Annotated in this window: 23 protein-coding genes and 1 tRNA gene; 15 read left to right on the forward strand and 9 right to left on the reverse strand. The window is 51.7% G+C overall.

Features of this window, described 5'->3' with window-relative positions; all coding sequences use genetic code 11:
- Positions 1-48 precede the first annotated feature (48 nt).
- Positions 49-1,134: an AI-2E family transporter gene (locus CBE72_RS13110; RefSeq protein ID WP_100144031.1), complete on the forward strand. Its 1,086-nt coding sequence runs from the start codon at positions 49-51 to the stop codon at positions 1,132-1,134.
- 119 nt (positions 1,135-1,253) lie between these two features.
- Here CBE72_RS13110 and CBE72_RS13115 read toward each other — a convergent pair whose 3' ends face one another.
- A complete protein-coding gene (locus tag CBE72_RS13115; protein WP_240613086.1) occupies positions 1,254-2,657 on the reverse strand; it encodes an amino acid permease in 1,404 nt (467 codons plus the stop codon).
- 13 nt (positions 2,658-2,670) lie between these two features.
- Here CBE72_RS13115 and CBE72_RS13120 point away from each other — a divergent pair, with 13 nt between their 5' ends.
- The 4 genes from CBE72_RS13120 (at position 2,671) to CBE72_RS20135 (ending at position 5,191) form a co-directional block, all read left to right on the forward strand.
- On the forward strand, positions 2,671-3,006 hold the full coding sequence (locus CBE72_RS13120) for a hypothetical protein (protein ID WP_100144033.1): 336 nt from the start codon (positions 2,671-2,673) through the stop codon (positions 3,004-3,006).
- A complete protein-coding gene (locus CBE72_RS13125) occupies positions 3,003-4,277 on the forward strand; it encodes an L-cysteine desulfidase family protein (RefSeq protein WP_100144035.1) in 1,275 nt (424 codons plus the stop codon). The genes CBE72_RS13120 and CBE72_RS13125 overlap by 4 nt, the downstream gene beginning before the upstream one ends.
- Before the next feature lie 44 nt (positions 4,278-4,321).
- A complete protein-coding gene (locus CBE72_RS13130; RefSeq protein WP_100144037.1) occupies positions 4,322-4,981 on the forward strand; it encodes a helix-turn-helix transcriptional regulator in 660 nt (219 codons plus the stop codon).
- Positions 4,982-5,047: 66 nt separating this feature from the next.
- The gene (locus CBE72_RS20135) at positions 5,048-5,191 is read left to right on the forward strand and encodes a hypothetical protein (RefSeq protein ID WP_157929085.1); all 144 of its coding nucleotides are present in this window, start codon (positions 5,048-5,050) and stop codon (positions 5,189-5,191) included.
- Between the two features lie 452 nt (positions 5,192-5,643).
- Here the strand turns inward: CBE72_RS20135 and CBE72_RS13135 are convergent.
- From CBE72_RS13135 to CBE72_RS13145, 3 genes are all read right to left on the reverse strand, one after another.
- Positions 5,644-5,720: transfer RNA gene (locus CBE72_RS13135), tRNA-Pro, on the reverse strand.
- A gap of 158 nt (positions 5,721-5,878) precedes the next feature.
- Positions 5,879-7,660 carry a DUF3413 domain-containing protein gene (locus CBE72_RS13140; RefSeq protein ID WP_100144038.1) on the reverse strand — a complete coding sequence of 594 codons (1,782 nt, stop codon included), beginning with the start codon at positions 7,658-7,660 and terminating at the stop codon, positions 5,879-5,881.
- Positions 7,661-7,764: 104 nt separating this feature from the next.
- Positions 7,765-7,977, reverse strand: coding sequence for a YejL family protein (locus CBE72_RS13145; protein WP_025011457.1), 213 nt, complete (start codon positions 7,975-7,977; stop codon positions 7,765-7,767).
- A 79-nt stretch (positions 7,978-8,056) separates the two neighbouring features.
- On the opposite strand from CBE72_RS13145, the gene yejK reads away from it, so the two are divergent.
- Both yejK and CBE72_RS13155 read left to right on the forward strand, forming a co-directional pair.
- The gene (gene yejK, locus CBE72_RS13150; protein WP_100144040.1) at positions 8,057-9,085 is read left to right on the forward strand and encodes a nucleoid-associated protein YejK; all 1,029 of its coding nucleotides are present in this window, start codon (positions 8,057-8,059) and stop codon (positions 9,083-9,085) included.
- A gap of 287 nt (positions 9,086-9,372) precedes the next feature.
- Entirely contained in the window at positions 9,373-11,541 is a 2,169-nt protein-coding gene (locus CBE72_RS13155) for a diguanylate cyclase (RefSeq protein WP_157929086.1), read from the forward strand.
- Here CBE72_RS13155 and CBE72_RS13160 read toward each other — a convergent pair.
- The gene (locus CBE72_RS13160) at positions 11,507-12,967 is read right to left on the reverse strand and encodes an alpha/beta hydrolase (protein WP_100144044.1); all 1,461 of its coding nucleotides are present in this window, start codon (positions 12,965-12,967) and stop codon (positions 11,507-11,509) included. The genes CBE72_RS13155 and CBE72_RS13160 overlap by 35 nt on opposite strands.
- Positions 12,968-13,057: 90 nt before the next feature.
- On the opposite strand from CBE72_RS13160, the gene CBE72_RS13165 reads away from it, so the two are divergent.
- Positions 13,058-13,528, forward strand: a complete 471-nt coding sequence (locus CBE72_RS13165; protein ID WP_157929087.1) for a DUF6942 family protein — start codon at positions 13,058-13,060, stop codon at positions 13,526-13,528.
- Between the two features lie 54 nt (positions 13,529-13,582).
- Here the strand turns inward: CBE72_RS13165 and nadE are convergent, their stop codons facing one another.
- On the reverse strand, positions 13,583-14,413 hold the full coding sequence (nadE, locus tag CBE72_RS13170; RefSeq protein ID WP_100144048.1) for an ammonia-dependent NAD(+) synthetase: 831 nt from the start codon (positions 14,411-14,413) through the stop codon (positions 13,583-13,585).
- A gap of 124 nt (positions 14,414-14,537) precedes the next feature.
- Here nadE and CBE72_RS13175 point away from each other — a divergent pair, with 124 nt between their 5' ends.
- The 5 genes from CBE72_RS13175 (at position 14,538) to CBE72_RS13195 (ending at position 18,928) form a co-directional block, all read left to right on the forward strand.
- Positions 14,538-15,362, forward strand: a complete 825-nt coding sequence (locus CBE72_RS13175) for an AraC family transcriptional regulator (RefSeq protein WP_100144050.1) — start codon at positions 14,538-14,540, stop codon at positions 15,360-15,362.
- Between the two features lie 97 nt (positions 15,363-15,459).
- Positions 15,460-16,212 (forward strand): LysE family translocator, encoded by a 753-nt coding sequence (locus CBE72_RS13180; RefSeq protein WP_100144052.1) that lies wholly within the window; start codon positions 15,460-15,462, stop codon positions 16,210-16,212.
- A 144-nt stretch (positions 16,213-16,356) separates the two neighbouring features.
- A complete protein-coding gene (locus CBE72_RS13185) occupies positions 16,357-16,692 on the forward strand; it encodes a hypothetical protein (protein ID WP_100144054.1) in 336 nt (111 codons plus the stop codon).
- Between the two features lie 221 nt (positions 16,693-16,913).
- Positions 16,914-17,588: a response regulator gene (locus CBE72_RS13190; protein ID WP_025011466.1), complete on the forward strand. Its 675-nt coding sequence runs from the start codon at positions 16,914-16,916 to the stop codon at positions 17,586-17,588.
- The gene (locus CBE72_RS13195; RefSeq protein ID WP_100144056.1) at positions 17,579-18,928 is read left to right on the forward strand and encodes an ATP-binding protein; all 1,350 of its coding nucleotides are present in this window, start codon (positions 17,579-17,581) and stop codon (positions 18,926-18,928) included. The genes CBE72_RS13190 and CBE72_RS13195 overlap by 10 nt, the downstream gene beginning before the upstream one ends.
- Positions 18,929-18,931: 3 nt before the next feature.
- On the opposite strand, the gene CBE72_RS13200 is transcribed toward CBE72_RS13195, so the two are convergent.
- Positions 18,932-19,630: a 2OG-Fe(II) oxygenase gene (locus CBE72_RS13200; RefSeq protein WP_100144057.1), complete on the reverse strand. Its 699-nt coding sequence runs from the start codon at positions 19,628-19,630 to the stop codon at positions 18,932-18,934.
- Between the two features lie 114 nt (positions 19,631-19,744).
- On the opposite strand from CBE72_RS13200, the gene CBE72_RS13205 reads away from it, so the two are divergent.
- Together CBE72_RS13205 and CBE72_RS13210 are read left to right on the forward strand one after the other, a co-directional pair.
- Positions 19,745-21,004, forward strand: a complete 1,260-nt coding sequence (locus CBE72_RS13205) for a cyclic di-GMP phosphodiesterase (RefSeq protein ID WP_100144059.1) — start codon at positions 19,745-19,747, stop codon at positions 21,002-21,004.
- A 124-nt stretch (positions 21,005-21,128) separates the two neighbouring features.
- Positions 21,129-21,440, forward strand: a complete 312-nt coding sequence (locus CBE72_RS13210) for a DUF3135 domain-containing protein (protein WP_100144061.1) — start codon at positions 21,129-21,131, stop codon at positions 21,438-21,440.
- Between the two features lie 25 nt (positions 21,441-21,465).
- Here CBE72_RS13210 and corA read toward each other — a convergent pair whose 3' ends face one another.
- Together corA and CBE72_RS13220 are read right to left on the reverse strand one after the other, a co-directional pair.
- Positions 21,466-22,413, reverse strand: a complete 948-nt coding sequence (gene corA, locus CBE72_RS13215; protein ID WP_025889695.1) for a magnesium/cobalt transporter CorA — start codon at positions 22,411-22,413, stop codon at positions 21,466-21,468.
- Between the two features lie 98 nt (positions 22,414-22,511).
- Positions 22,512-22,877 (reverse strand): hypothetical protein, encoded by a 366-nt coding sequence (locus tag CBE72_RS13220; RefSeq protein WP_100144063.1) that lies wholly within the window; start codon positions 22,875-22,877, stop codon positions 22,512-22,514.
- Positions 22,878-23,530: the final 653 nt, after the last annotated feature.

Genomic DNA, 23,530 nt, shown 5'->3' on the forward strand with positions numbered 1-23,530 from the left:
ACACAGATGGCAAACTCAACATACTTTTTGAATTAACAAGGAATTCCCGTGTCCGTACGTTTTCGGGTCGAACCCCGCCATTGGTTAATCCTCGCCGCTTTGGCCATTGCGGCTTATGCCTGTTATCTATTAGTCGCTCCCTATCTGGGCGCGATTCTGCTGGGATTTATCGTTTCTTTACTGTTTTTACCCGTGCACAAGCGCATCGAGGCGAAACTCCCCAATCACCCCAATCTGAGCGCGCTGCTTTCCTGTGTTTTGCTGACGGTAATCATACTTATTCCGCTGCTGTTTATGCTGATTTCCGTGATTGAGCAAGGGGTCAGCTCCGCCGCTCAAGCTTATCAATGGCTGACTCATGGTGGCGCCAAAGAGTTGCTTGAGCATCCCTGGGTACAATCGTCGCTGACGCTGACCAATAAATGGTTGCCGTTCGATAGCATAGATCCGCAGGAAATATTGCAAAAAGCTACCGCAGCGCTTACGGAGCTCAGTACTCGACTGGTCGGCCTGAGCACGGCACTGCTTGGCAATATCACCGGCTTCTTTGTCAATTTCTCCCTGATGCTGTTCGTGCTGTTTTTCTTCCTCAGGGATAACGAACAGATAATTACCAGCCTCAGACATGTGATCCCCCTGTCCCGCAGCCAGGAGGATAAAATTCTCGATGAAGTGGAAAAAGTGGCTAAATCGGCAGTACTCGGCTCCTTCCTCACCGCCCTGGCACAAGGCCTTGCCGGTGGTATCGCCATGGCCATAGTCGGCCTGCCCGGATTATTCCTCGGCTGCATGATGGCGTTCGCCTCTTTTATCCCTGTGGTGGGTACCGCACTTATCTGGGTACCGGCCGCGCTTTATCTGGCCTTGACCGGCGATTGGGGCTGGGGCCTGTTCCTCTGTGCCTGGGGGATATTGGTGGTTGGTTCTATCGATAACTTCCTGAGGCCGATTCTGATGCAAGGCTCTGCCGGCATGAGTACCTTACTAATCTTCTTCTCTTTGCTGGGAGGACTGCAGCTCTTCGGGCTTATCGGCCTGATCTACGGCCCTATCATCTTTGCCGTTACCCTAGTGCTGTTTCATCTCTATGAAGAAGAGTTTCACGACTTTCTGCAGCAGCAGGACAAGGCCTGAGCTCTTCACATAAGTTTTGGCCTCCCCCCTCGGCGTCAATTTGCTATCGCGCCATTGAGAACGCCCCGCATTGCGGGGCGTTCTTCACTCGATTCTTTAACATCCAAACTTCAAGTCAATCAACTGAATGCCAGGAAGGGCGAGATACACAGTAGGATCCCTGTAGCGATAATCACGTACAGGCCAACGCCCTTGTATTTGTGCAGCGCCGGCACCCGATAAACCAGATAGGCCGGGATCAAACAGCCAACCAAGCCGAATATTGGGCTACAGATAGAGGTGAAGCTCAGCACTGGGGCGTTCAACACAATGGCACTCCAGGATAGCAATATGGTAAATACCATGATGCCGTAGCCCACCAGCTTGGTGTTGATCTTCTCCTTGGGCATAACGCGCTGCAATAGGTTCATGGTGATCCCCTGACACGCTTCCCGAAAACCCAAATAGACCCCGAAATAGGCCGTCATCACCGCAAAGATGTTCAGTGTCAGGCTCAAGAGCTTCAGCGTTTGACCGGGCATCCCCTGCGCCACTATCGCCAGGGCGGAAATATTTTCCTGTTCGGCTTTCACCGCCTGCTCATGCCCCAGCGCCAGCGTAAAGGACACAGCATAAAAGAACACAGTAACAAACAGGATCCCGAAAGCAATGTTCATCGCCCGCATCGCTTTGAAGCGCGCCACCTCGATGGATTTCTCCCTGGCCCGGTATGAGATCACCATGGGACTGAGGCTTTGAATAAACAGGATCGAAGTCAAGGTAAAGGGCAACATCACCACCGCATCGCGGAGCCAATCGGTGCTAGTGGGCACTGCGCCAATATTATTGATATCCCACTTGTCGACCATCATCAGCCCAAGCAGTGCGACCACCCCAAGCTTGGTGAGCACCATAAGGGTCGAAATCTTGAACAGCAGGCTTTCGCCGCGGGAAGCCAGTGCAACCAGAAGACAAATAAGCCCCAGACCATAGAAGGGGTTTTCAGACAACAGATTCTTGGTGGCTCCAAAACTTTGCAGGAAAGAGGCACTGTCATTGGTGATCGCCGTCGAGTAGACAAACACCCAGATCACCAACATGACAAAATAGAGGGCACCGAGAAATATGCCCCAGTTTTTCCCCAGATAATCACCAATCACGCTNGTCGAGTAGACAAACACCCAGATCACCAACATGACAAAATAGAGGGCACCGAGAAATATGCCCCAGTTTTTCCCCAGATAATCACCAATCACGCTGGGGTAATCCCGACACTCACGGGACTCGGCTAAGGTATTGATAAACAACCTTTGAAACATATACATGGCCGGATAACCGACAAGGGCAGACAAGAGAAACACCCACAGTCCCATTAAACCCACCTGCACAGGTAAAAAGACGATACCTGCACCTATGGCCATGCCGATCGACATGATGATCCAACCCCAATCAGTACTGTCAAACCGGGTCGCCTCCTTCCATGCCTGCGTATCATTCCGAGTAATGACCGCGCCCCACTCTGGTGCCAAAGTGTCAGTTTTCATATAACGACCCTAAATGTTATTGGATACTGCTTGTTATTTTTTGCAAAAAAAGTTGCACCACTTTAACTGGGCAGCCATTCTTTTTTGCAATTTTGTTGATATCAAAGGATTAAATGAAAAACGCCATCAATTACAAGATGTGAGTCACACTAGCAACAATTGCCGTCTCATTAATGGCAAAATAAATTTGCACAACAGCCTTGGTATGCAAATAATTGCATCGTTAAGCCGAAACGCATTCAAAAATAGTTGCAAGTTATCTCAAGGGATTATGGGCCATATTGGTACAGTGATCGCAATCCAAGCCCTTGCCTATCCCCAACTCAGACTCGCCGGAACCCAGTCATGAAACCACAGTGGCAACAATATATAGCTATCCTCAATCAAGTTGTGCGCCCTGCGCTGGGCTGCACCGAGCCCATTGCCGCAGCCTATGCCGCTGCTGTCGCCACTGAAACGCTGGGCGCCAAGCCTTTAAACCTGGAGGTTCAGGTTTCGGATAACCTCTACAAAAACGCCATGGGCGTATTTGTCCCCGGTACCGGCAAGATAGGCCTGGCCATTGCCGCCGCAGCAGGAGCCCTTGGCGGCGATGCCAATGCCGATCTTGAAGTGCTGGCAAATATCAACCCGGCGCAAGTGGCCGAGGCCCAGGCGCTTATTGATGCCGGCATGGTCAAGGTATCCCGTATTCAAGCAGACGAGTTTATTTATTGCGCGGTAACCGCTGCCAACGACAAACACCAGGTTAAAATCGTTATCAGTGGCAGCCATACCCGAATTACCGAGAAATGGTTCGATGGCCAGTTGCTGTATCAGGCCGAAGCCTCAGCCCAAGGCAGTACTGCTTCGGTATGCAACGGCGTCGATATCAGCATTGCCGCAATCTATGAGTTTGCCACCGGTGTAGATGTTAACCGAATAAGATTTATTCTGGCGGCGTCCGATCTTAACTCCCGCTTGTCCGACGAAGGCATGAATTCGGCCTATGGTCTGGAAGTGGGCCGAACGCTGAAGAAAAATATCGATATCGGCTTGCTGAGTGACGATCTACTCAATTCGATAGTCATGTACACAGCCGCCGCCTCGGATGCGCGCATGGGTGGCGCTAGCCTACCGGCCATGAGCAATTTTGGCAGTGGCAATCAGGGCATAGCCGCGACTGTGCCGGTAGTGGTCACCGCCAAGAAGTTCAGCTGCAGTGAAGAGCAGCTGGCCCGGGCACTTATCATGAGCCACCTCGGCGCCATTTATATCAAGTCCCACTACCCGCCACTGTCGGCTTTTTGCGGCAACACAGTGACCAGTGCCGCGGCGGCCATGGCCATGGTGTATCTTGCCGGGGGCAGTTTTGAACAAAGCTGTTACGCCATTCAGAATGTCATCAGCGACAGCACTGGCATGGTCTGTGACGGCGCCAAAGCTTCCTGTGCCATGAAGGTCAGCACCTCGTCCAGCGCGGCTGTACGAGCATTTTTGATGGCGCTCAACCAACATGCCGTATCGACGCAGGGCATAGTCGCCGCCGATGTCGAACAAACGATCAAGAATCTGGGACAGATGATCTGTGATGGCATGGTGTCGACCGACAATACCATTATCAGTATCATGTCTGCCTAAGCTCCAGTGCCCGGCAATAACCGGGCTTTCACACAAGGATAGCGGTGAAACTTCACAAGTTAACTCCCAAAGACATGGAGATACTCAACGCCATCAAAAATGTGGTCGACGGTATCGCCACCATGTATGGGTCACACACAGAAGTGGTTTTACACAGCCTGGATAGAGAGAACCCCTCGGTCATCAAAATAGCCAACGGCCATATTACCGGCCGCCGTGTCGGTGCACCTATTACCAATCTGGCATTGGAAAAACTCAAGCGCGGCCAGGATATCTCCGAGACTTATCTGAGCCAAAGCGGTAATGGCAAGACTCTAAAATCCATCACCACGGTTATCCGCAACGAAAAACAGATGGCCATAGGCCTTTTGTGTATCAACACGGATATGGATGCGCCTTTGATGTCTGTGTTGCGCTCCATGCTGCCGCAACAATCCCCGCTTACAGAGCACAGCGGTACGTCAGAAGTATTCGCCGTCAATATTGAGGAAACGCTGCACAGCACCATAGACAAGGTCAATCAAGAAGTACGCCACTGTGAACAGATCCCGCCATCGAAAAAAAACCGTGAAATCGTGACCCGCCTGTTCGATGCCGGCATTTTTGAACTCAAGGATAGCGCCCAGGTGGCCGCCAAGCGCCTAGATATTTCGGTGCACACCATTTACCGCTACTTGAGGGAGCTAAAAGCCCCGCAGGAGTGACATTGACAACTAGCGGGATCATCGGCGTTAGATGATAATGCCATTAGGCGATACCAAGAAACCGCAATGCCCAATCACAGACTCAACCCCTTCGGTGATAACATCTGGATAGTGGCAAGCAAGACAGTGCCTTTCTTTGGTCTGCCATCCACTACCCGGATGACAGTGGTCAGGCTTGATGATGGCGCGCTTTGGCACACTCCCCCATAGCGCTCAGCGACGGACTACTCGAGGAAGTCATGGCCCTCGGTGAAGTCAGAGACTTGCTGGCGCCCAACTCATTGCACCATCTGTTTATCAAAGATTAGCAGCAAGCCTTCCCTAACGCGTTAAGCTATGCGACCGAAGAACTGGCAAAAACGCCGCGTTCTGCATTTCGACCAGCTACTTTTCAGCGAATTGGCAGACTCGCCCAACAGCCCCATAGCGCCATGGCTTACCGAGCTGGACTTTTGCCTGTTTCAGGGCAGTCCCGGGATGCCGCCCGCTTTATCCGCCGTTCATTCTCCTGGCTTGGGAACCTTGACCATTAACAGGCACAGCAGCATAAACCAACAAGACTACTGACTTCGCGGCTGACCAAACATAGATAAAAAGACTGATGCAAAAAAGACAGGCACAAAAAAGCCCAATCTGTTGATTGGGCTTTTTTGTTTTGAATGTGGTCGGTATGAGAGGATTCGAACCTCCGACCCCTGACACCCCATGACAGTGCGCTACCAGGCTGCGCTACATACCGATATTTGTCTTGAGCGGCTGGCGCAGTGTGCCGTCTCAACGAGGCAGAACTTTACCAACAGTCGCGAAGCTGTGCAAGCTCCATCTGTGGTTTTTTAGTTTAACTGCCTAGTTTGTGGCCTGTTTTTCCTCTATCGTTCAGTCTTTAATCCGCGGCGCTTAATGGTTGTACAAACGCCGCCCTTCGCGCATCACTTCGATAAGTTCCGGGGCACTCATCTTCTTGTCTAGGCGATTCTGATAAGCCTTGTCATAGATACGATATTGACCATGACGGTCAATCACAGTGATCTCCGATTGCTGATAGATGGCAAAAATTCTGGCATCACCGACATAGACCCAGGTGAGACTGTCGGGCTGCAGCAAGTGGCGTCCGGCGCTGTAATCTGTCGGTGGATTACTGCAGCCCAGCACCTGGCTCATCAAGGTCGGCACCAAACCATAGTGGCTGGTGCGATATTTGGCCTGTATATGACCACCAACGGGCCAATGGATCACCAGTGGCACACTGACATTAGCCGGTGACAAATCACGTCTGGCTTCATCGGCGTTACTGGTGAACACCTTGCCATTGACTCCCGTGATAATCACCAGGGTGTTTTCCGGCATAGCAGACAAGAGTTGCTCCAGCTGTTTGTCGATAAAGTTCAGCGATTGCCGATATTGATTGAACAACACTTTCTGCGCTGGCTTGAGGGCGTGGTCGGGTTTGACTGTCTGCACCCCGAGGAAGCCCACTGGCGTATCATAGTCTTCCGGCGATTTGAGGTTCAAAAGCGCAAACCAAGGGGCTTGTTGCTGGGCTCGCCACTGCTTGAAACTGTCGATACTTTGAATATCGGCCATGGCACTGCCACTCGCATCTTCGGCAATATGAGTATCAAAATCACGGAATATTGCCTGAGGCCGCGCCTCGGCATAATTGCTTCTGTTGGTAAACAGCCCCAGATTATAACCCTGCTGCTTGAAGCTTTGCCCCAGCAAGGGGCTGGTGTAATTCAGCTCCACCGCATCCATATAACTGCCCTGCAGGCCATAAAGCAGTGAAAACATGCCGCTGCGGTAGGTATTGCCGCCGCTAAGATGATTCATAAACGCGTGGTTTTGTTTACTGTAGCGACTGAAAAACGGCATAGTCTGCTCGTCGGCCATATCGGCCCGGAGGCTGTCGATGGCAATAAGCAGCACATTGGGATGTTCTTCTGCATTGCAGGTCAGCGGCGCCCTTGGGTATTTAAAGCTGGTTTCAGTATCCACCTTCAAGCTGCTGGAGCCATCTATACCGTGATTTTCCATGAAGGTGCGCGCCGTCGCCGGATAGGATAACGGGTAGGCATCATCGAAACGGGTAATTTCAGTGACATCGGCGGCATCGGCCCAGATATGAATAAGATGGCTGCTGACAAAGCAAACCCCGATAAAGGCCACCACCTTGTTGCCATAGTTGCGCCTTTGAATTTTCTCGATCCGCTTCCAGATAAAGTTGGCGGCGGTCAACTCCAGCGCCAGGATCCCAAGGGGAGTGACGATATAAGAGGTGCCATGCAGCAGACTGTTGAGGTCGGCCCAGGCCAGATCAACGGCAAAGGGACTCAAATGCATACCATAGTCGTCATAGACTATGGTGTCATAAAGCATGATACACAGGCCTAGGGTGGCCACCACTGCCGCGTATCCCCGAAGGATACGCGAGTAAGGCAACAGCAGAGTGACGGGGAACAGCAATACCAGATAGACAATAAACGCCAGAAAGCTGAAATGGCCTATGGTACTGACGCCAAGGTAGCCCCAACCAATCCAGGTTTCCGGGTAGCCGACACTGTCCAGATATCGGCTGCCGACTATCATGGCCAAAAAGCCATTGAAGAAGGCAAACCAGTGCCCCCAATTGATAAGGCGTGAAACTTTATCCTTGCCCAACTGCTTTGTTCGCTCGACCATATGGATCCGCTTTTTTGTAAGTGCCTGTGTATCTTACATTGATTGCTATTATGTGCTTTTTGACTTACAACGCCACTATCTTAGCGCATTTCAGTTGTGACAAGTCAACGCAGGGATTGTGTCAATGCTTTGGCAAATTGCTCCGCTACTTGCTGACGAGCTTCCTTGGGCACCTTGGTCGATAGCAGATGCGAAGCCGCATTCCCCAGCGCCATCAGGCCAAGATCGGTCGGAGCCTGGTGTTTTTCCAGCACAGCCAGCAATTCGGCGATCAGAGATTCAACTTGCGCATTGGTATATTTTGATTGGATAGCCATAAATAAAAAATGATTCACTCAGATAAGGATTAGCGGCATATAATAGCGGATTTACAACAGAGTATCACTATCGGGGCTTATGAGTATTCACGTCGAACAAGCGATTATTCACGCAATCACCCAAAATGGCGAAGGCCAGCTCAGCTGCCGTCTGCGCCCTCAACCACTGCTGAACAGCCAGGCCGTTGAGACCATGCTTGATGAGTTGCACCAGAGTTACTCCAGCAAAGCGGGAAAAGGCTTTGGCTATTTTGGTGTCCCCGGTGATGATGGCGAAGCCAATCCCGCCTTCAAGGAAGCGCTCAAGTCCTATCGAGATGGGCAGCAAGGCTTTGTAGAGTTCTCAGCTACCGCGGGCAAACTGCTGCAGGAAGAACTCTCCAAGTATGACTTCAGCCAAGGCGGCTTTTTGCTGCTGGCTTGCTACACCTTTATGGCCAGCGACTATCTGTTTGTGGCACTGCTGAACGCCAAATCGTCAATGACAGTGCTGGATGATATGGAGCTGTCGCAAAACGACCACCTGGATCTGAATAACATCCAACTGGCGGCCCGAATCGACCTCACCGAATGGCAGGCCGACAGTGAGTCACGCAAATATATCTCCTTTATCCGCGGCAGAGCGGGACGCAAGGTGGCCGACTTCTTCCTCGACTTTATGGGCTGCGTCGAAGGGGTGAACCCTAAGCAGCAGAGCAAGACCCTGATGCAGGCGGTGGAAGACTTTGTCGGTGGCGGCGACTTGACCAAAGAAGAGCGTCAAACCTGCCGCGACCGGGTGTTTGAATACTGTACCTCCCAGGTCGACAGCGGCAGTGAAGTCATGCTCAAGGATCTGGCCGATGAACTGGCCGAATCCGGCATGGACTCCTTTTATGACTTCGCCGTTGGCGGTGATTACGGTTTGGAAGAGGAGTTTCCGGCCGATAAATCTACCCTGAGGCAGTTGAAGAAATTCTCCGGCACCGGTGGCGGTCTGACCCTAAGCTTTGACAGCTCACATCTGGGCGAGCGGGTCATCTATGATCCTGTCTCGGATACCATTTTGATCAAAGGCGTACCGGCCAACCTGAAAGATCAACTGGATCGGCGCCTCAAGGGCGAATAAGGCTGTCAAACACATCAAGGCGCTTTGTTGTGATATCAAAGGCGCCTTGATACATTTCCCGTCCGCTATCCTCAGCTATATCGTCTCTATCAGCCTGGCAGCTTTTACTAGCAAATCCGGCCCCTCTCCCACCAAGACGTGCTGCCGTTAACCTTGGCGGTTACCAGCTCGAATTAGCGATTGGATACGATTGAGACAAGTTTTTAAAACTTATTGTTAAATAAACCATTTGGCTCTAGCATTTGTCATTAACTATTCGTTTACTCCAGACTGAAGTTGGAACTAACTTGACCCACTTGCCCTGGTATCGACAACCCCTATTGCTGAGTCTGATGGCCGGCCTGATAGGTTTTGCCTGCAACAGCTTCCCTATCCCCTTGTTTGCCAACGTGCAACTGGTGTTGGGTAATACCCTCTATGTGATTGTCGCCATCTTACTGGGACCTTGGTATGCCCTGCTCACCGCCGCCATCAGCGTATCCTCCTTGATGTTGCAATGGGACAGCCCGCACGTCTATCTACTCTTCTGTCTCGAGGCACTGGTGCTGGGTATCACCCGGATGAAGCGTGTCCCGGTGTTTTACGGAGGCGCCGGTTTCTGGTTGTTGTTGGGGATGCCGCTCATATATGGTTACCTACACCTTTTCAGCGACTTACCATCTGAATACATTCCCTTCGTCGTCATTAAGCAATCGGTCAATGCCATGGTCTATATCACCTTGGGCTGCTTGATTTTACTGGTAACCCCTGCGTTGACGCGCCTAACCAAACCACAGCTACCCGCCAAGCGCAGCGGCTTTGGCAATCAACTCTTCTACAGCTTTTTACTGCTGCTTAACCTGAGCCTGATGCTCTCTACCCTGGTATTCAATTATTACTGGGTCAATAAGCAGCAACAGATCTTGGGTAAACACTTACATGAAACCGCCAAGAATATCGGCCTGGCGGTAGAGCATTATCTGGAGCGACATAAATCGGTTATTGCTACCGCCGCCGAACTTATTAAACATAGTTCTCCCAGCCCGGATGAGTTGCAGCGGATGCTGTCACGGCTGCACAAACTCAACCCCGGCTTTTTAACCATGCTGATTGCCAACGGCGATGGCGGTATAGTGCAGGCCAGCCCCATCAATGGGCTCGAGGAACTTGAAGGCAGTGAGAAGAGGATCAATGACAGAGACTACTTTCAGCAGGCGTTTTTCAATGAACGCCTGTTTATTTCTCCTGTATTTCTCGGCCGGGGCTTTGGCTCTGATGCCATAGTCGCCATCAGCAGCCCACTGTACCTGGCCACAGGCCCACAAGTTATCGGTATAGTAGAAGGTTCGCTAAATCTCAATCGTTTCAGCGAATTGGATAATGACTTTCTGGAACAGACCAATCAGTCGATGTTCATTGTCGATGAAAATATGCGTCTTATTTACGCCTCCAAGGCGTTGGCCTTACCCAAACTCGAGCAACTCAACTACCGCCAAAGTGGCAAGCACTACAGCTCTTTATTGCCCATGCTTAACCTAAAGGCGCTGGATAATGACAGCCCGGAATATATCTACAGCCAGTATCGCCTGCAAAACAACTGGCAAATTTTTGTGCTCGACCCCTACGCCCCATTACTGCACGAAGTAGAGCGCCAGTTTATGTTTACTTTTGCCCTATTGTTGTTGTTCCTGTTGTTGTCGTTACTGGTGGCCAGAGTGCTGGGCCAACGCCTGACCAAACCACTGGAATTGATTTCCGAGCAAATCAATAAGGGCATGCGCCTCACTGAGGATAAGCGGCTAGATGGCCATAATGTGCCTGTGGAAGTCACTCACCTCTACAGTGAGCTCAAGGACAGCCAACGCCAATTGATGGCCCACCAGCTGGATCTAGAAGAAAAAGTCATTATTCGAACTCTGGAGCTGGAGCAAGCCAACCGCAAACTCAAACAGTTGGCTCAAACCGATCCCCTCACTGGGCTTGCCAACAGGCGCCATGCCGAAGCAAGTTTCACCACTTTACAAAGTCTGTGTCAGCGCAATCAGGAGGCCATAGCCGTGGTGCTGATGGATCTGGACTTTTTCAAGCGGGTCAATGATGAATATGGTCATCTGGGCGGCGATGAGACCTTGAAACGGGTTGCCGATTTACTTAAGACAAAATTCAAGCGCGACTCGGATCTTATCAGCCGTTATGGCGGTGAAGAGCTGTTGCTACTGCTCCCCATGTGTAACCCTTTCAAGATAGAACAGTACCTAAATGAAATACGTCAAGCGATCGCCGAGCTTGAAATCATCAACCCCGAAGATCAACGCAGGATCAGCGTCACCGCAAGTATCGGCGCCCTGGTTGCCAACGCCTCCTACAGTCCTTCTCTCGAGGTGTGGTTGAAAGAAGCCGATGCCAACCTGTACCGAGCCAAAAGCGAGGGACGTAACCGGGTCATCTGTACTCTGTCGGCTCAGGATCTTGGTTGAAAAAGGCTTCAATCCGCTGCATCTGATAATCGAAGAAAGGGTTCCAGCGCTGGCGCAGCATATCGGCGGCCGGAATGCTGATGACACCGCGCTCGCCTCGGGACGCTGCAGCGCCAATTTGAATGCGATCCATGCTTGTGGCCATTTGATTACCGTATAGACTGTCGTTGGCGGAAAACGGCAAGGCTACATGAGACAAGGAATAGACAGACACAGGCCATTTGAAGTCGAGTTTTTCTACCCCAGTATGAGTACCAAACTCTCTGGCCTGCACCAGATGGCTAAAGCCCACTTGATTCTCAATCAATGTTCCCCGGAAAGTCAGATTAGTTCGCGCCAGTATGCCGCTGATCTCCGCCAGAGGATCCACAGGTGTCATACTGAGGTTCACCTGATTACGGTTGATATCATAGATCACCAGTTCATTGGCTCCCTTGGGCAGTTGCAGGAACAGGTTCTCCAGCACAGCTCTCGTCGATACCGAATCATCGACCAGCGACTGAAATGCCAAAATCGGCGGCAACTGGCGTTTTTTCTCTTCAGGTAAAGCCAGTAAACGCTGGCTATTGTGCTGCGCCAGGCGATAAACCACATCACCGGCATTAACGGCGAAGGAGCTGTATTTAAAGGGATCATATTCGGGTGAAATAGTATTCCAGCTGAGTTTCTCCAGCCCCAGAATATAACCCAGCTGCGACTGCCACTGCGCGCCGACCGCCATGGGGGCCAAACCTATGGCTGGTGACAGCATGACCACCTTTTCATAGTCAGTAGGCCTGCCTTTGTGAAGGTTTTCCAACTCATGATTGAGCGCCAGACTGGCGCCAGTGGAGTAACCTATCACATAGAGAGGTTTGCCATTGAGCACCTGACTCATATGGCGACTGGCCAGCTTAACGGCCGCGGCCAGATCCTGCCATTCCAAGCGCACTAGGCTGGATGGCAGAGTGCCGTGTCCCGGTAACCTCAGCGCCAACACATAAGCGCGCCCCTTAAACTGCTGGGCAAACTGATGCATGGCGTAGGGTGAATCTGACATACCATGGAGCAGCAAGAGCCCGAACTGCGCATCGGCATTGGCCCACTCGAAACTTTGATTCCAGGGAAAAGCCCAGCGCTTGGGATCTGCTATGCTGCCGCTGTGATAGCGATTTATCGGTGAGCTTATGCCACCGGAAAGTTTACCAAGCTCCTGATCAAGCTCGGCAAACAGTTGCTGCTCCAACTTGAGATAATCGTTAAAGTCTTCGACGCCCTTGTGACGATCAAACTCATGACTCAGAAAGTGAGTATGCCAGGGACTCAAATCGGCACGATCGTTGAGCAACCAGATCCCGGTCACAGTCAGCGCCAGCCCTATACCGAAACAAGCATAAAAGAGCGCAATAGTAAGCTGTTTCCCCGAGCTGATAAGCAGAGTTTTCATTGACCTTTACCTCGAACTGCCCCAAAGTGGCGGCGCTGAAACGGCATTTCACTGAGATCTATTGGCATAAAAGTCTAACAGAGAGCAAACGTGCACGCACACTCAACGCCTTCATTTCCTTTGCGTATTGGTAACGACCTGGCCAAAGCACGGGTTTATCTGCCCAATCCGCCAACACTGCCGCTTGACTGGCACTGGCAGCAGAGCGATGCCACCGCTGCCCTGATAGCCGCCAACTCCAACCACTGGCGCAAAATCCTGGTGATCTGCGCCAAGATATTTGCCCCGGATGAAGACTGGCGTAGTTTTCTGCAGCAGGGGCTCTTTTCCCAGGTCGCACTGGAGATTGGCGCAACCGAGCTAATAACCGATAACGGCATAGCACTTATCGCTGGCAATCAAGCCGCCCACCAACTCAATATCGCCGGCGATGCTGGGCAGAGACTTAACGGTGCGCCTGGGATACAGCGGCTGGATCAGTGGCGCTGGAAAGTCCCCTACCTGGATTACCGCCAATTTCCCAACGCCAGTATTCTGCTGCTGCGTCAGGCGCTACGCTAGCCCTCATAAAAAACGCCGCGATCAACGCGGCGTTTTACGATTCAATTTGAGCAGTTAGTCGTAAATAGTCGGGATAGGCCTGCGCTTATGCTGCGTCGCCTTGTAAATGGCTATGATCTTGCTTTCCACCTCGGCGGAAACCGGCTTACCCTCAAGGAAGTCGTCTATCTGATCGTAACTCAACCCCAGGGCAGCCTCGTCTTCAAGACCCGGGTTGTCACACTCAAGATCCGCCGTTGGCGCTTTGTATACCAAGGTATCCGAGGCACCGAGGAAGGCGGCCAACTGCCGGACCTGACGCTTATTCAGGCCAAAAAGCGGCGCCAAGTCGCAGGCCCCATCGCCCCACTTGGTATAGAAACCGGTAACATTTTCGGCGCTGTGATCTGTCCCAACCACCAGGCCACCCAGCAGCCCTGCCACTTCGTATTGGGCCGCCATCCGCATTCTGGCCTTGACATTACCCTTCACAAAATCAACCTTTTTGGCATCCGGTAGCGCCAGTTCGGCGCGGTCAAAGCCACTGAGTACATGCTGATGAATGCCGCTCACCCCCTCATGAATATTCACTGTCACCAGTTTGCTGGGGCGGATAAATGCCAGCGCCTGCTGCGCCTCGTGTTCATCACGCTGCTCAAGATAAGGTAGACGCATGGCCACAAAACGGTATTCAGCCTCGGCTTTACCTTGATTGAGTGAATCTACCGCCAACTGACATAAACGTCCGGCCAGGGAGGAATCGACCCCGCCACTGATCCCCAGAACCAGAGTCTGGCTGCGAGCCTCCTGCAGTTTGGCCTTAAGAAATGCGACCCGCCTTTCCACCTCATATTCAGGTTCAATAGCACTCAGCACTTTCATTTCTCTTAAGATCTGTCCTTTCACAGTGGGCTCCAATCTGTTATCGGTGTTTATAGGTCTGACTTTGATACCGGCCGTGCAATAATTTACTAGGCGGCCTGGATAACCGACCGCTAAGATAACATAAATTCTTACCCAGGATAGCAAGATGCACGAGGAGAAAATCCATTACTGGCGCGCCCCATCCCATCCCGAACTGGAGATCAGTCGGGCCAGTTTTCAACATTTTCACTTCGAGCCCCATGTTCATCTGGACTTTCATATCGGTGTGGTCAGTCACGGCGGCCAGGACTTTCATTACCGTGGCCAAACCTGGCACCTGAGACCCCATTGGCTGTCGACCCTGGATCCCGACAGCAGCCATGATGGCCAGAGCAGCGAACAACAGGGCTATTGTGCCCTGGTAATGTCCCTGCCCCATGACTGGCTGCAGCAACTGGCGCGGGATCTCGGCCTGGGGCATTTCAGTTTTGCCGCGCCTTTGTTGCATCATCCGGCGCTGTATCGGGAATTTTGCCAGCTGCACCATTTGCTGACACAACCCATAGCCGCCAATGATCTCCTGGTTCCCGAAGCCGCAGTTATCACCTTTTTGGAAAAGCTGCTGCGCCAGCATGGCCGCCAGCTCAATACCGAGCGACAGCCCCACGCCTTGAGTCAGAGTCAGCTCGATAGGTTAAGAGAAGCCTTTCATGCCGATCCCGCTGCGCCATTTCGGTTGCCGCAGCTTGCCAAGGAGCTGGATCTCAGCCAATACCAACTGCTTAGGCAGTTTCGCCAGAGAACCGGCATGACGCCACATGCCTATTTAAAGCGGATCCGCCTGGAATATGCCAAGAAAGCCCTACTCAGGGGAGACAGTGTGATTTCAGTGGCACAACAAGTCGGCTTCTTCGATCAGAGCCATTTGAACAAAGCCTTCAAACGTGCCTTCCTGCTTTCTCCACAGGCGTTTCAGCGGCGCATGCTGTGAACGCCACACGCCCCCTCTGGCGGCTGAGCATTTTTTACTCCTATACCCAAACACTTTCAGCCTCGGTTAAATGAGGCATTAAAGGATAACCTTGACTATGACAGATCTGCATCTTTTGCTGACCCTGGGCACCATTCACCTGCTGGCATTGGCGAGCCCAGGGCCGGATTTTGCATTGATCCTGAAAATCGCCAGCCGCGAGCCGCGCAGCACCGCACTGGCGGCCGCCGTTGGCATTTCTCTGGCGATATTGGTGCACACAGTCCTGAGCCTCACAGGTGTCAGCCTGGCCATTCAAAGCTCGCATACCCTGTTTGTGCTGGTGCAACTCTTTGGCGCCCTTTATCTGGGTTGGATGGGAATGGGAGCTTTTGGTGTTCAGGCCCGGCTTAAACGCGCCTTGGCGGCAAGGCCACTCGCTGAAGCGCAAACCAATGAACTGCCAACCAGCCGGGCAGCAATCAATGATGCACAAGTCATGCAGTCCGAGGAGTTAAACAACAGAGTAGACAATAACCTTGGCAACAATGCGAGCGATAACACCATGTCTGCCGCCGCCGGGCTGCTGCTTGGGTTATCGACCAACCTGTTCAATCCCAAGGCGTTGGTGTTCTTTGTAACCCTGTTTTCCACCCTTATCACCCCAGAAGTCAGCAATCAGATCAAGCTGTTGGTCGCTATATTACTGCCGCTGCTCTCGGTTATCTGGTTTGCCATGCTGGCCATGCTGCTGTCTCACGAGCGAGTGCAGCAACGCCTATTAAGATTTGGCCGCTATATAGACTACCTTTGCGGCGCTATCTTCTTAGCCGTCTCGGTTGCCATACTGCTGAGGTTGTTGACGGCTTGACGCAGAACAATTGAGCCACAAACTTGGTATATAGAGCCTGATGGACTTCCCCCTTTAAGCCAGGTGGTAAACTGTGAAGCAGTAAATGGAATGCATTTTAAATACAGACTAGAATAGCCCCAACTCAATCGATTCGAGGTTTCTATGTGGTGGCGTGTTTTTTTACTCTGTCTTGCTTATTGGCTGCTGGGTGCCCATTTTCTCAGATACTCACACACAATCGCCGCCGCTATCTGCCTGTTGGCGCCGACCGTGCTGTTTGTGAAAAGCGCCGTTGGTGTTCGCATCCTGCAAGTCGGCCTATTGGCCGGCGCCTTGCTGGTATGGGCCAAGAGTGGCTTTGAATATGTTGCCATGCGCCAAGCCATGAATGCCCCCTGGCTCAGGCTGGCATTCATTATGGGCGGGGTCACTCTGTTTACTCTGCTGAGCGCCTGGAGTGGTAATGGGCTAGCGAGAAACCGCGGCCGCCTGCCATAATGCCAACTCACCACAACCTTTCCAATTCTTAGACCAATTACTCAACAATCCGCATCAGAGGTCAGCACAGGTTAAGTAAAATGGCTATACACTCGCGCCAGTGTATAGCCCTGTTTAAGCCAGCCGGGTCTTTGGCCTAAGCCCTTGATTTAGCCCCTCGGCTTGAGCTGTTCCAGGGAACTGCGTACACTGTTTGGATTTCAGTTAAAGGCGTAAAGAATATGAGAATTTTGGTTGTTGAAGACGATCCCTTACTCTCCCATCACCTCAAGGTACAGCTGGGAGAATTGGGAAATCAGGTCCAGGTGGCGGGAACCGCCAAAGAGGGATTTTTCCAGGCAACCAACTACCCCATTGACGTCGCCATTGTGGACTTGGGCTTGCCGGATCAAGACGGCATTGCGCTTATCCAACGCCTGCGGGATGAAGACGTCAAAGCCCCTATCCTGATCCTTACTGCCCGGGTCAACTGGCAAGATAAAGTTGAGGGACTCAACGCCGGCGCCGATGACTACCTGGTCAAACCTTTTCAAAAAGAGGAACTGGTGGCCCGCCTCGATGCATTGGTCCGCCGCAGTGCCGGTTTCGTCAAGCCGGTGATCAACAGCGGAGACCTGTCGTTGGATCTCGCCGCCAAGCAAGTCACCATGAACGGTGAGCCGATGGAAATCACCGCCTTCGAATATCAAATTCTCGAGTACCTAATGCGTCACAACCATGAAGTGGTCGCCAAACAACGCCTGCTGGACGTTATTTACGGCGACAAGGAAGGCGATCCCAACACCATTGAGGTGATGGTGAGCCGACTGCGCAAGAAGTTGACCCGTGACGGTATCGAAAATCCAATAGTGACCATCAGAGGCCAGGGGTACAAATTCAACCTGCCATGCAATTGAGAATAAAACCCAAGAAACGCCTGCTGACGCGGATGTTTCTCACTTCGCTGTCGATCATTGCCGTGGTCGGTTTTGGCTTGGCCTGGATGGTCAACATACTGCATGCACAAAACAGCTATAACGAAGAGACGGCGCAGCTGATAGCCGAGATCCCTCAGGTAGCTGCCGAGCTCAGGGAGCACGACCTGATCCCTGATACCAGCTCCTGGCTTGAGGAGAACAACAAACAGGAGCGCTATGTCATCGCCTCCTGTGACGAGAAGTTCAAGCAGGTATGGACCTCGTCGCTGGCGGTGGACAGAGGTCTGTTTGATACCTGTGAACGTTTCAATGAAATCCGCAACGAAGCGCCCCCCTACTACCTCAACATGGCCGATAATCGCGCCTATTTTGCCTATCTGCTGTCGGTCGATATCGCCGGTATTCACTACAACCTGTTGGTGCTTAAGGATGCGGCCAAACTGGAGCAGGAATACAGCCAATTTGCCAAACGCACCTATATTCGCCTGGCGCTGGTGTTGGCACTGGCACTGGTACTGCTGATCAGCGCCGCTTACTGGGGCATGCGGCCACTGGTACAGATGCGAAATGAGTTGAGATCCATCATCAACGGCAAGTCCAAGTCGCTGTCGGGTGGTTATCCGGTGGAGCTGGAAGGCGTCACCCAAGCGCTCAACCAACTGCTGCAGCAATCCAGCGCCCAGCAACAGCGCTATCAAAATGCCATGAATGATCTGGCCCACAGCCTCAAGACCCGTCTCGCTGCTGTACATGCCATTACGGATGATGCCAGCCTGGATAAACAGGCCAGCAGCGAAAAAATCATGGAACAGGTGAGCCAGATGGATCAGCTGGTGAAATATCAGCTCAAGCGAGCCATGCTCGGACGCAAGGGCCTCAAGCAGGAACAGACCCCGATTGCTCCTCTGGTGGAGCAACTGGCACAGATGTTGTTCAAGGTATACCGAGACAAACAGGTGAAGTTCAGCGCCGAAATAGAGGAAGAACTGCAGTTTCCCGGTAATCAAGGCGACTTGATGGAGCTGTTCGGCAACCTGATGGAAAATGCGTTCCGCCTATGTATTTCAACCGTTCACGTCAGTGCCGGTTATCAGGGCAACATACTGCAGATACTGGTAGAAGATGACGGCCCAGGTGTTGATGAGAGCCTTAAACAGAAGATCATCCAGCGCGGCGTGCGCGCCGATACCCAGTCACCGGGACAGGGAATTGGTCTGGCGGTATGTAACGAAATCGTCAGCAGTTACGGCGGCACCCTCAGCATTGAGGATTCCGATCTGGAAGGTGCTTGCTTCCGCATTCAGATTCCCATGCAGTGAGTCTCAGCGCCGGGTTGGCCCATAAAGCTGCTCGGCGCGATTAAACATGATCCAGGACGTGGCAATATACTTGTCACCACTCTTGGGGCGATTGCCCCTATGACTATGGGTAAATCCTGCCGGAGCTATCACCATTGTGCCCTTCTTCGGCGCAATTTTGCGCTGCTGATAAAAGAATTCGGTCTCCCCGCCTTCGACCACATCATTGAGATAAAACATATAAAGCACCACTCTGTGCAGGGCATCGTTGTGACCGGCCTGGGGAAACTGCTCAGAATGCCAATGAGGGTAACCGCCGACATCGCGCTGATATCTTTGCAGATTGATGGTACCACTACGATAAAGGTATTGTACCAGCGCCTCGGCTCTGGGGGCTCCCAGACAAGCATAGTTATCCGGTGTCAGGGTTACTGCATTGCCGGACTCATCTGCCACCTGCACGGCCACGGCTCCCATCAGCGCCATGGCATACTTATCAAAGTATCGCCCGGCATGCTTTAGTGTATGGCCAAGCAGTTCATTACGCAGTGGCTGCAACTCGGGGTACTGATCCAATGTCAAATCGCGACTGATTTTCTTTTCCTTGTCGACACCATGGCCTGTACGGCCCTCTGTAACACCGGGATGAGCGTCAAAGGCGGCAATCAGACGATCGCATAACTCATCAGGAATGGCATTGGGATATACTTCGATAAAGTCCATAAAAATCTCAATTTGCTTATTTTTTTATCCAAACATGCTTACATGTGAGCTAACTAATTGTAAAGCGTACTCTTTGCGATAAAATAGCACGAGTGCTTAAAAAAGATGATTTGAATGAACAAGAGCTGTAGAGTCAGTGTCCAACAACTGCAGGTAGGCAACTTTGTCCGTCTTCCACTGGCGTGGAAAGATCACCCTTTTCTTTTCAGTAGCTTCCGTATCAAACAGCAGGCACAAATCGAGCTTATCCGTAAGCTGGGCATAGACAGCGTGTTTGTGGTACCGGATCGCAGTGATACCCCACCGTTGCCTGCCGATCAGCAAACGGCTCCGGCAGAAGATCAACAAGAAGTGGATTCTCTGCAACAACAGATGGAAAGCGATAAGCAACAACGGATCGAAATTCTCAAGAAAATGCGCCGCGAGCTGCATAAGACAGAGGAACATTTTGATCGCTCTTTGGCAAGGATGCGCAACTTGGTCAACAAACTGCGCAATCGGCCTCTCAATGCCGTTACCGAAGCGCAAGACTTGGTGCGGGACATAGCCGAGCAGCTGTTATCCTCCGACAACCTTATCCTCCATCTGATGGCCGATTCGGATAAAGACGAAAGCATCTATTTTCACTCTCTCAACGTAGCCATTCTCTCCATGTTAGTGGCCAAAGAGTTGCAATGGCCCAGAGAAGATATCGAAGCCGTGGGCTTGGGTTCACTGTTCCATGACGTAGGCAAGCTCAAACTGCCAAGCCAGATACTGCGTAAGCAGGAGCCACTGACCAAACCCGAACTAAACCTGCTGAATCAGCACCCGCTGATGGGCGCAGAGTTCATTAAGCTGGCAGCCGATTTTCCAGAAAATGCCAGGGACGTTATCACCCATCACCATGAGCTGCTCGATGGCAGTGGTTTCCCTAAAGGCCTGAAGGCCGATGAACTGAGTCAGACCGCCCAGTTGGTGGCCGTGGTGAACCAGTATGACTCTCTTTGTCACCCTGGAGTGCAATCCAAGGCCAAGACGCCTTATGCTGCTCTGGGTTATCTGTATAAGTACTCTAAGGGAAAGCTGAATCAGGAGTATGTCGGCAAGATGATCAAGATGCTCGGGGTCTATCCTCCCGGCAGCGTGGTCGAGCTCTCTTCTGGTCAATATGGGCTGGTAATGTCGGTCAACCTGGATAAGCTGCTGCTGCCGCGAATTCTGGTGTATGACGCTCTGGTGCCCAAAGATCAGGCACCGATTATCGACTTGGAAGCCGAAGGCCTTGCTATTGTGCGCTGCCTGCCACCGGCGGCGCTGCCAGAGAAAATCTTCAAGTATCTCAATCCCAGAGAGCGGGTCAGCTATTACTTCGGCAGCGAAAGCAAGGGCTGAGCCCTTCAGCCTATATAACCAAAGTCATTATCACCATCATAGTTAGACTGAACTAATCTTGTTGTTGCAACCTGGATTTGGGTAGCCTGAAACTAGGCTCACCCCTCACAGGCGGAGGCCGGCAATGACAGAACTACCGGATTTTGACACCTTGATGTGGCTGGCTCAAAACCAGCCGGAAGAATTGGACAAGCTACAGGAGCGTTTGAGTGATGAGTTGATCAATGGTTCAGACTCCAACCAGGAGCAGCTCAGAACCATTAAACACCACCTGCAGCAGAGACTGGCCCGCTGCAATAACCCCTATCACAGATGCCTGGTCAGCATCCGTATTATGCGCCACAAGTTCGCCGCGTTGGCGAGCGTATTGGAAGCCCCGGACCAGTACAGAGATCACAAGGCTCAGGTGATACCACTAAGGCGCAAGCCCCTGTGACCAAGGTGCTAAAGCCCTTACAACGTTACAGCCAACCTTTGCGGCGGAAGAACAGGTAAGTGCCTGCCGCACTGGCCAACATCATCACCAGCGCCATAGGGTAACCGAAGTACCACTCAAGCTCAGGCATCTCTCTGAAGTTCATCCCGTAACTACTGGCAATCAGGGTTGGCGGCAGAAAGACCACGGCCGCAACCGAGAAAATCTTAATGATCTTGTTTTGCTGCAAGCCACTGAACCCCATGGCAGCATCCAACAGGAAGTTGAGTTTGTCGAAGATAAACTGACTGTGAGGCATAAGAGATTCGATGTCCGACAACATCTCGCGAATTTCCTTGAGCTCATCTTCGGCCAATTCTTTACGGTAATACTTCTGTATGTAACGCAGAGACCTCTGGGTATCAAGTAGACTCAAACGTATCTTGCCGTTGGAGTCTTCCTGCAAGGTGATCAGTTTAAACACATCATCGAGTTCATTACTCTCGAACACCTGCTCACCGACGTTTTCCAGCACAGTGTAAACATCTTCAATCAAGTCAGAGAGGTACTCTACCTTGAGGTTAAAGAGCTCGATAAACAGCGCTTGAGGCGTGGCCACCATGATGCGTCCGAGGCGCAAATAGTTACGCAGCAAACGAATAAGACCGACATCCTCTTCACGTATGGTGACCAAAAACCGGCTACGCAGGTTGAATGAGACGTTGACGCCACGCACATCTTGGCCAACCCGCTGCGGAAACAGAGAGTTGATATGCAAGCCGTCTTTGTTTTGATAGAAACGTGCCGAGGCCTCAATCTCATTGATATCTTCCTCGTCGGGCACCTCTTCCACCGAATAACGGCTCAACCAATCCCGCTCATCGTCATCCGGCTTGTAAAGATCCAACCACAGGGTTTGCTCCGGAAGACCGTCTTCTATTGTCAGCTCAATAATTTTAAGCTGCTGATCCTGATAGGTGTATGCAGTAATCATGGGTCCTCCTGAAGATAACAATGCCGAAGAAAGATATGCCCGGCAAAAAATGCGCCTAGTTTACCTGATAAGCCATTAATGAAAAGCGCTCAGTCACGTCAAGGAACACTTTTCTCAGCTATCATCAAACGCTCCTCGCTAGAAAGGCGGATCCTCAGCCCATCTACAGTAACCAGCTCATTGGCAGAGATGTCCTTCTTGCGCACTTGATAGACCTCCCGCCGCTCCTCCTTGGGGGACACCAAGGTCACCGAAACCACCTGATAACCATCAAACCACTGCCAGGCAAAAAAGCCGCAGGCCAGTATCAAGGTGACGCCCACGGCTCCCGGGACCAAAAAGCGTTTGAACAAGGGCAACGGCTCGGCCATCTCTTTCTGCCTTACCTCAGGGCTTGACCTTCGTTTGAGCATGGCCCATGCCAGTGCCAACACCAAGGCCGTCAGCAGAATTTTGGTCAGCAAGCTCGACTCCTCATTCTTAACCAAGAATATATGAAAACATCAAATTGTTAATTATAAAGGAAAAGCCCGTCCATGACAGTTAGCTGTATCATAAAGCCACCTGTAACATCTTAAAGCCTTTGGATTGATAGCATATGACAACAGGTTTTGATGAATGCTTGTGATATGAAACTACGCCACGATGAGCTGAAGTATATGACTGCCATGAAAGTCATGCTCGCTGGAAGCGAGATAAACCCTTCGCTACTTAAGCCTCGAGTACCTTTATTGATGATACCGGTAGGGTTAAATCTCTGTGCTCCAGAGACTGGATAAACCTGACCAGACAAGCAGGTCGATCTATTCTCAATATCTCCACAGCACCATCTCACATGGGGGCAAAAGACATCTGCCCATCAAGCACAGCTTGATGGATGGCTGTAGCGCGAAGCAGCTTGGCTGCGAGCTGAGGGGCCCACACTGCGCCAGCAGCTTTGGGCTGCATGTTAAGTCGTGCTCGCTGAAAGCGAGACAAACAAAATAGCCCTAGCTGAATGCTAGGGCTATTTTGTTTGTTTGGCGTCTGGCGATGACCAGCTTCGAGCAAGCTCTCCGCGTTCGTCTGTCGCATCAAACTGAGTTTGATAAACGCGACAACCTCACCCTACTCCACA

The organism is Shewanella carassii, assembly GCF_002777975.1.
Classification (GTDB): Bacteria; Pseudomonadota; Gammaproteobacteria; order Enterobacterales; family Shewanellaceae; genus Shewanella; species Shewanella carassii.

What these genes read in the sequence shown, in the direction of transcription:
- CBE72_RS13125 (WP_100144035.1), top strand. Translation starts at nt 3,003, where the DNA reads ATGAAACCACAGTGGCAACAATATATAGCTATCCTCAATCAAGTTGTG.
- CBE72_RS13140 (WP_100144038.1), bottom strand. Translation starts at nt 7,660, where the DNA reads ATGGTCGAGCGAACAAAGCAGTTGGGCAAGGATAAAGTTTCACGCCTT.
- CBE72_RS13200 (WP_100144057.1), bottom strand. Translation starts at nt 19,630, where the DNA reads ATGGACTTTATCGAAGTATATCCCAATGCCATTCCTGATGAGTTATGC.
- CBE72_RS13180 (WP_100144052.1), top strand. Translation starts at nt 15,460, where the DNA reads ATGACAGATCTGCATCTTTTGCTGACCCTGGGCACCATTCACCTGCTG.
- CBE72_RS13145 (WP_025011457.1), bottom strand. Translation starts at nt 7,977, where the DNA reads ATGGCTATCCAATCAAAATATACCAATGCGCAAGTTGAATCTCTGATC.
- CBE72_RS13185 (WP_100144054.1), top strand. Translation starts at nt 16,357, where the DNA reads ATGTGGTGGCGTGTTTTTTTACTCTGTCTTGCTTATTGGCTGCTGGGT.
- CBE72_RS13195 (WP_100144056.1), top strand. Translation starts at nt 17,579, where the DNA reads ATGCAATTGAGAATAAAACCCAAGAAACGCCTGCTGACGCGGATGTTT.
- CBE72_RS13205 (WP_100144059.1), top strand. Translation starts at nt 19,745, where the DNA reads ATGAACAAGAGCTGTAGAGTCAGTGTCCAACAACTGCAGGTAGGCAAC.
- CBE72_RS13160 (WP_100144044.1), bottom strand. Translation starts at nt 12,967, where the DNA reads ATGAAAACTCTGCTTATCAGCTCGGGGAAACAGCTTACTATTGCGCTC.
- CBE72_RS13190 (WP_025011466.1), top strand. Translation starts at nt 16,914, where the DNA reads ATGAGAATTTTGGTTGTTGAAGACGATCCCTTACTCTCCCATCACCTC.
- yejK (WP_100144040.1), top strand. Translation starts at nt 8,057, where the DNA reads ATGAGTATTCACGTCGAACAAGCGATTATTCACGCAATCACCCAAAAT.
- CBE72_RS13120 (WP_100144033.1), top strand. Translation starts at nt 2,671, where the DNA reads ATGTTATTGGATACTGCTTGTTATTTTTTGCAAAAAAAGTTGCACCAC.
- CBE72_RS13175 (WP_100144050.1), top strand. Translation starts at nt 14,538, where the DNA reads ATGCACGAGGAGAAAATCCATTACTGGCGCGCCCCATCCCATCCCGAA.
- CBE72_RS20135 (WP_157929085.1), top strand. Translation starts at nt 5,048, where the DNA reads ATGCCCAATCACAGACTCAACCCCTTCGGTGATAACATCTGGATAGTG.
- CBE72_RS13210 (WP_100144061.1), top strand. Translation starts at nt 21,129, where the DNA reads ATGACAGAACTACCGGATTTTGACACCTTGATGTGGCTGGCTCAAAAC.
- corA (WP_025889695.1), bottom strand. Translation starts at nt 22,413, where the DNA reads ATGATTACTGCATACACCTATCAGGATCAGCAGCTTAAAATTATTGAG.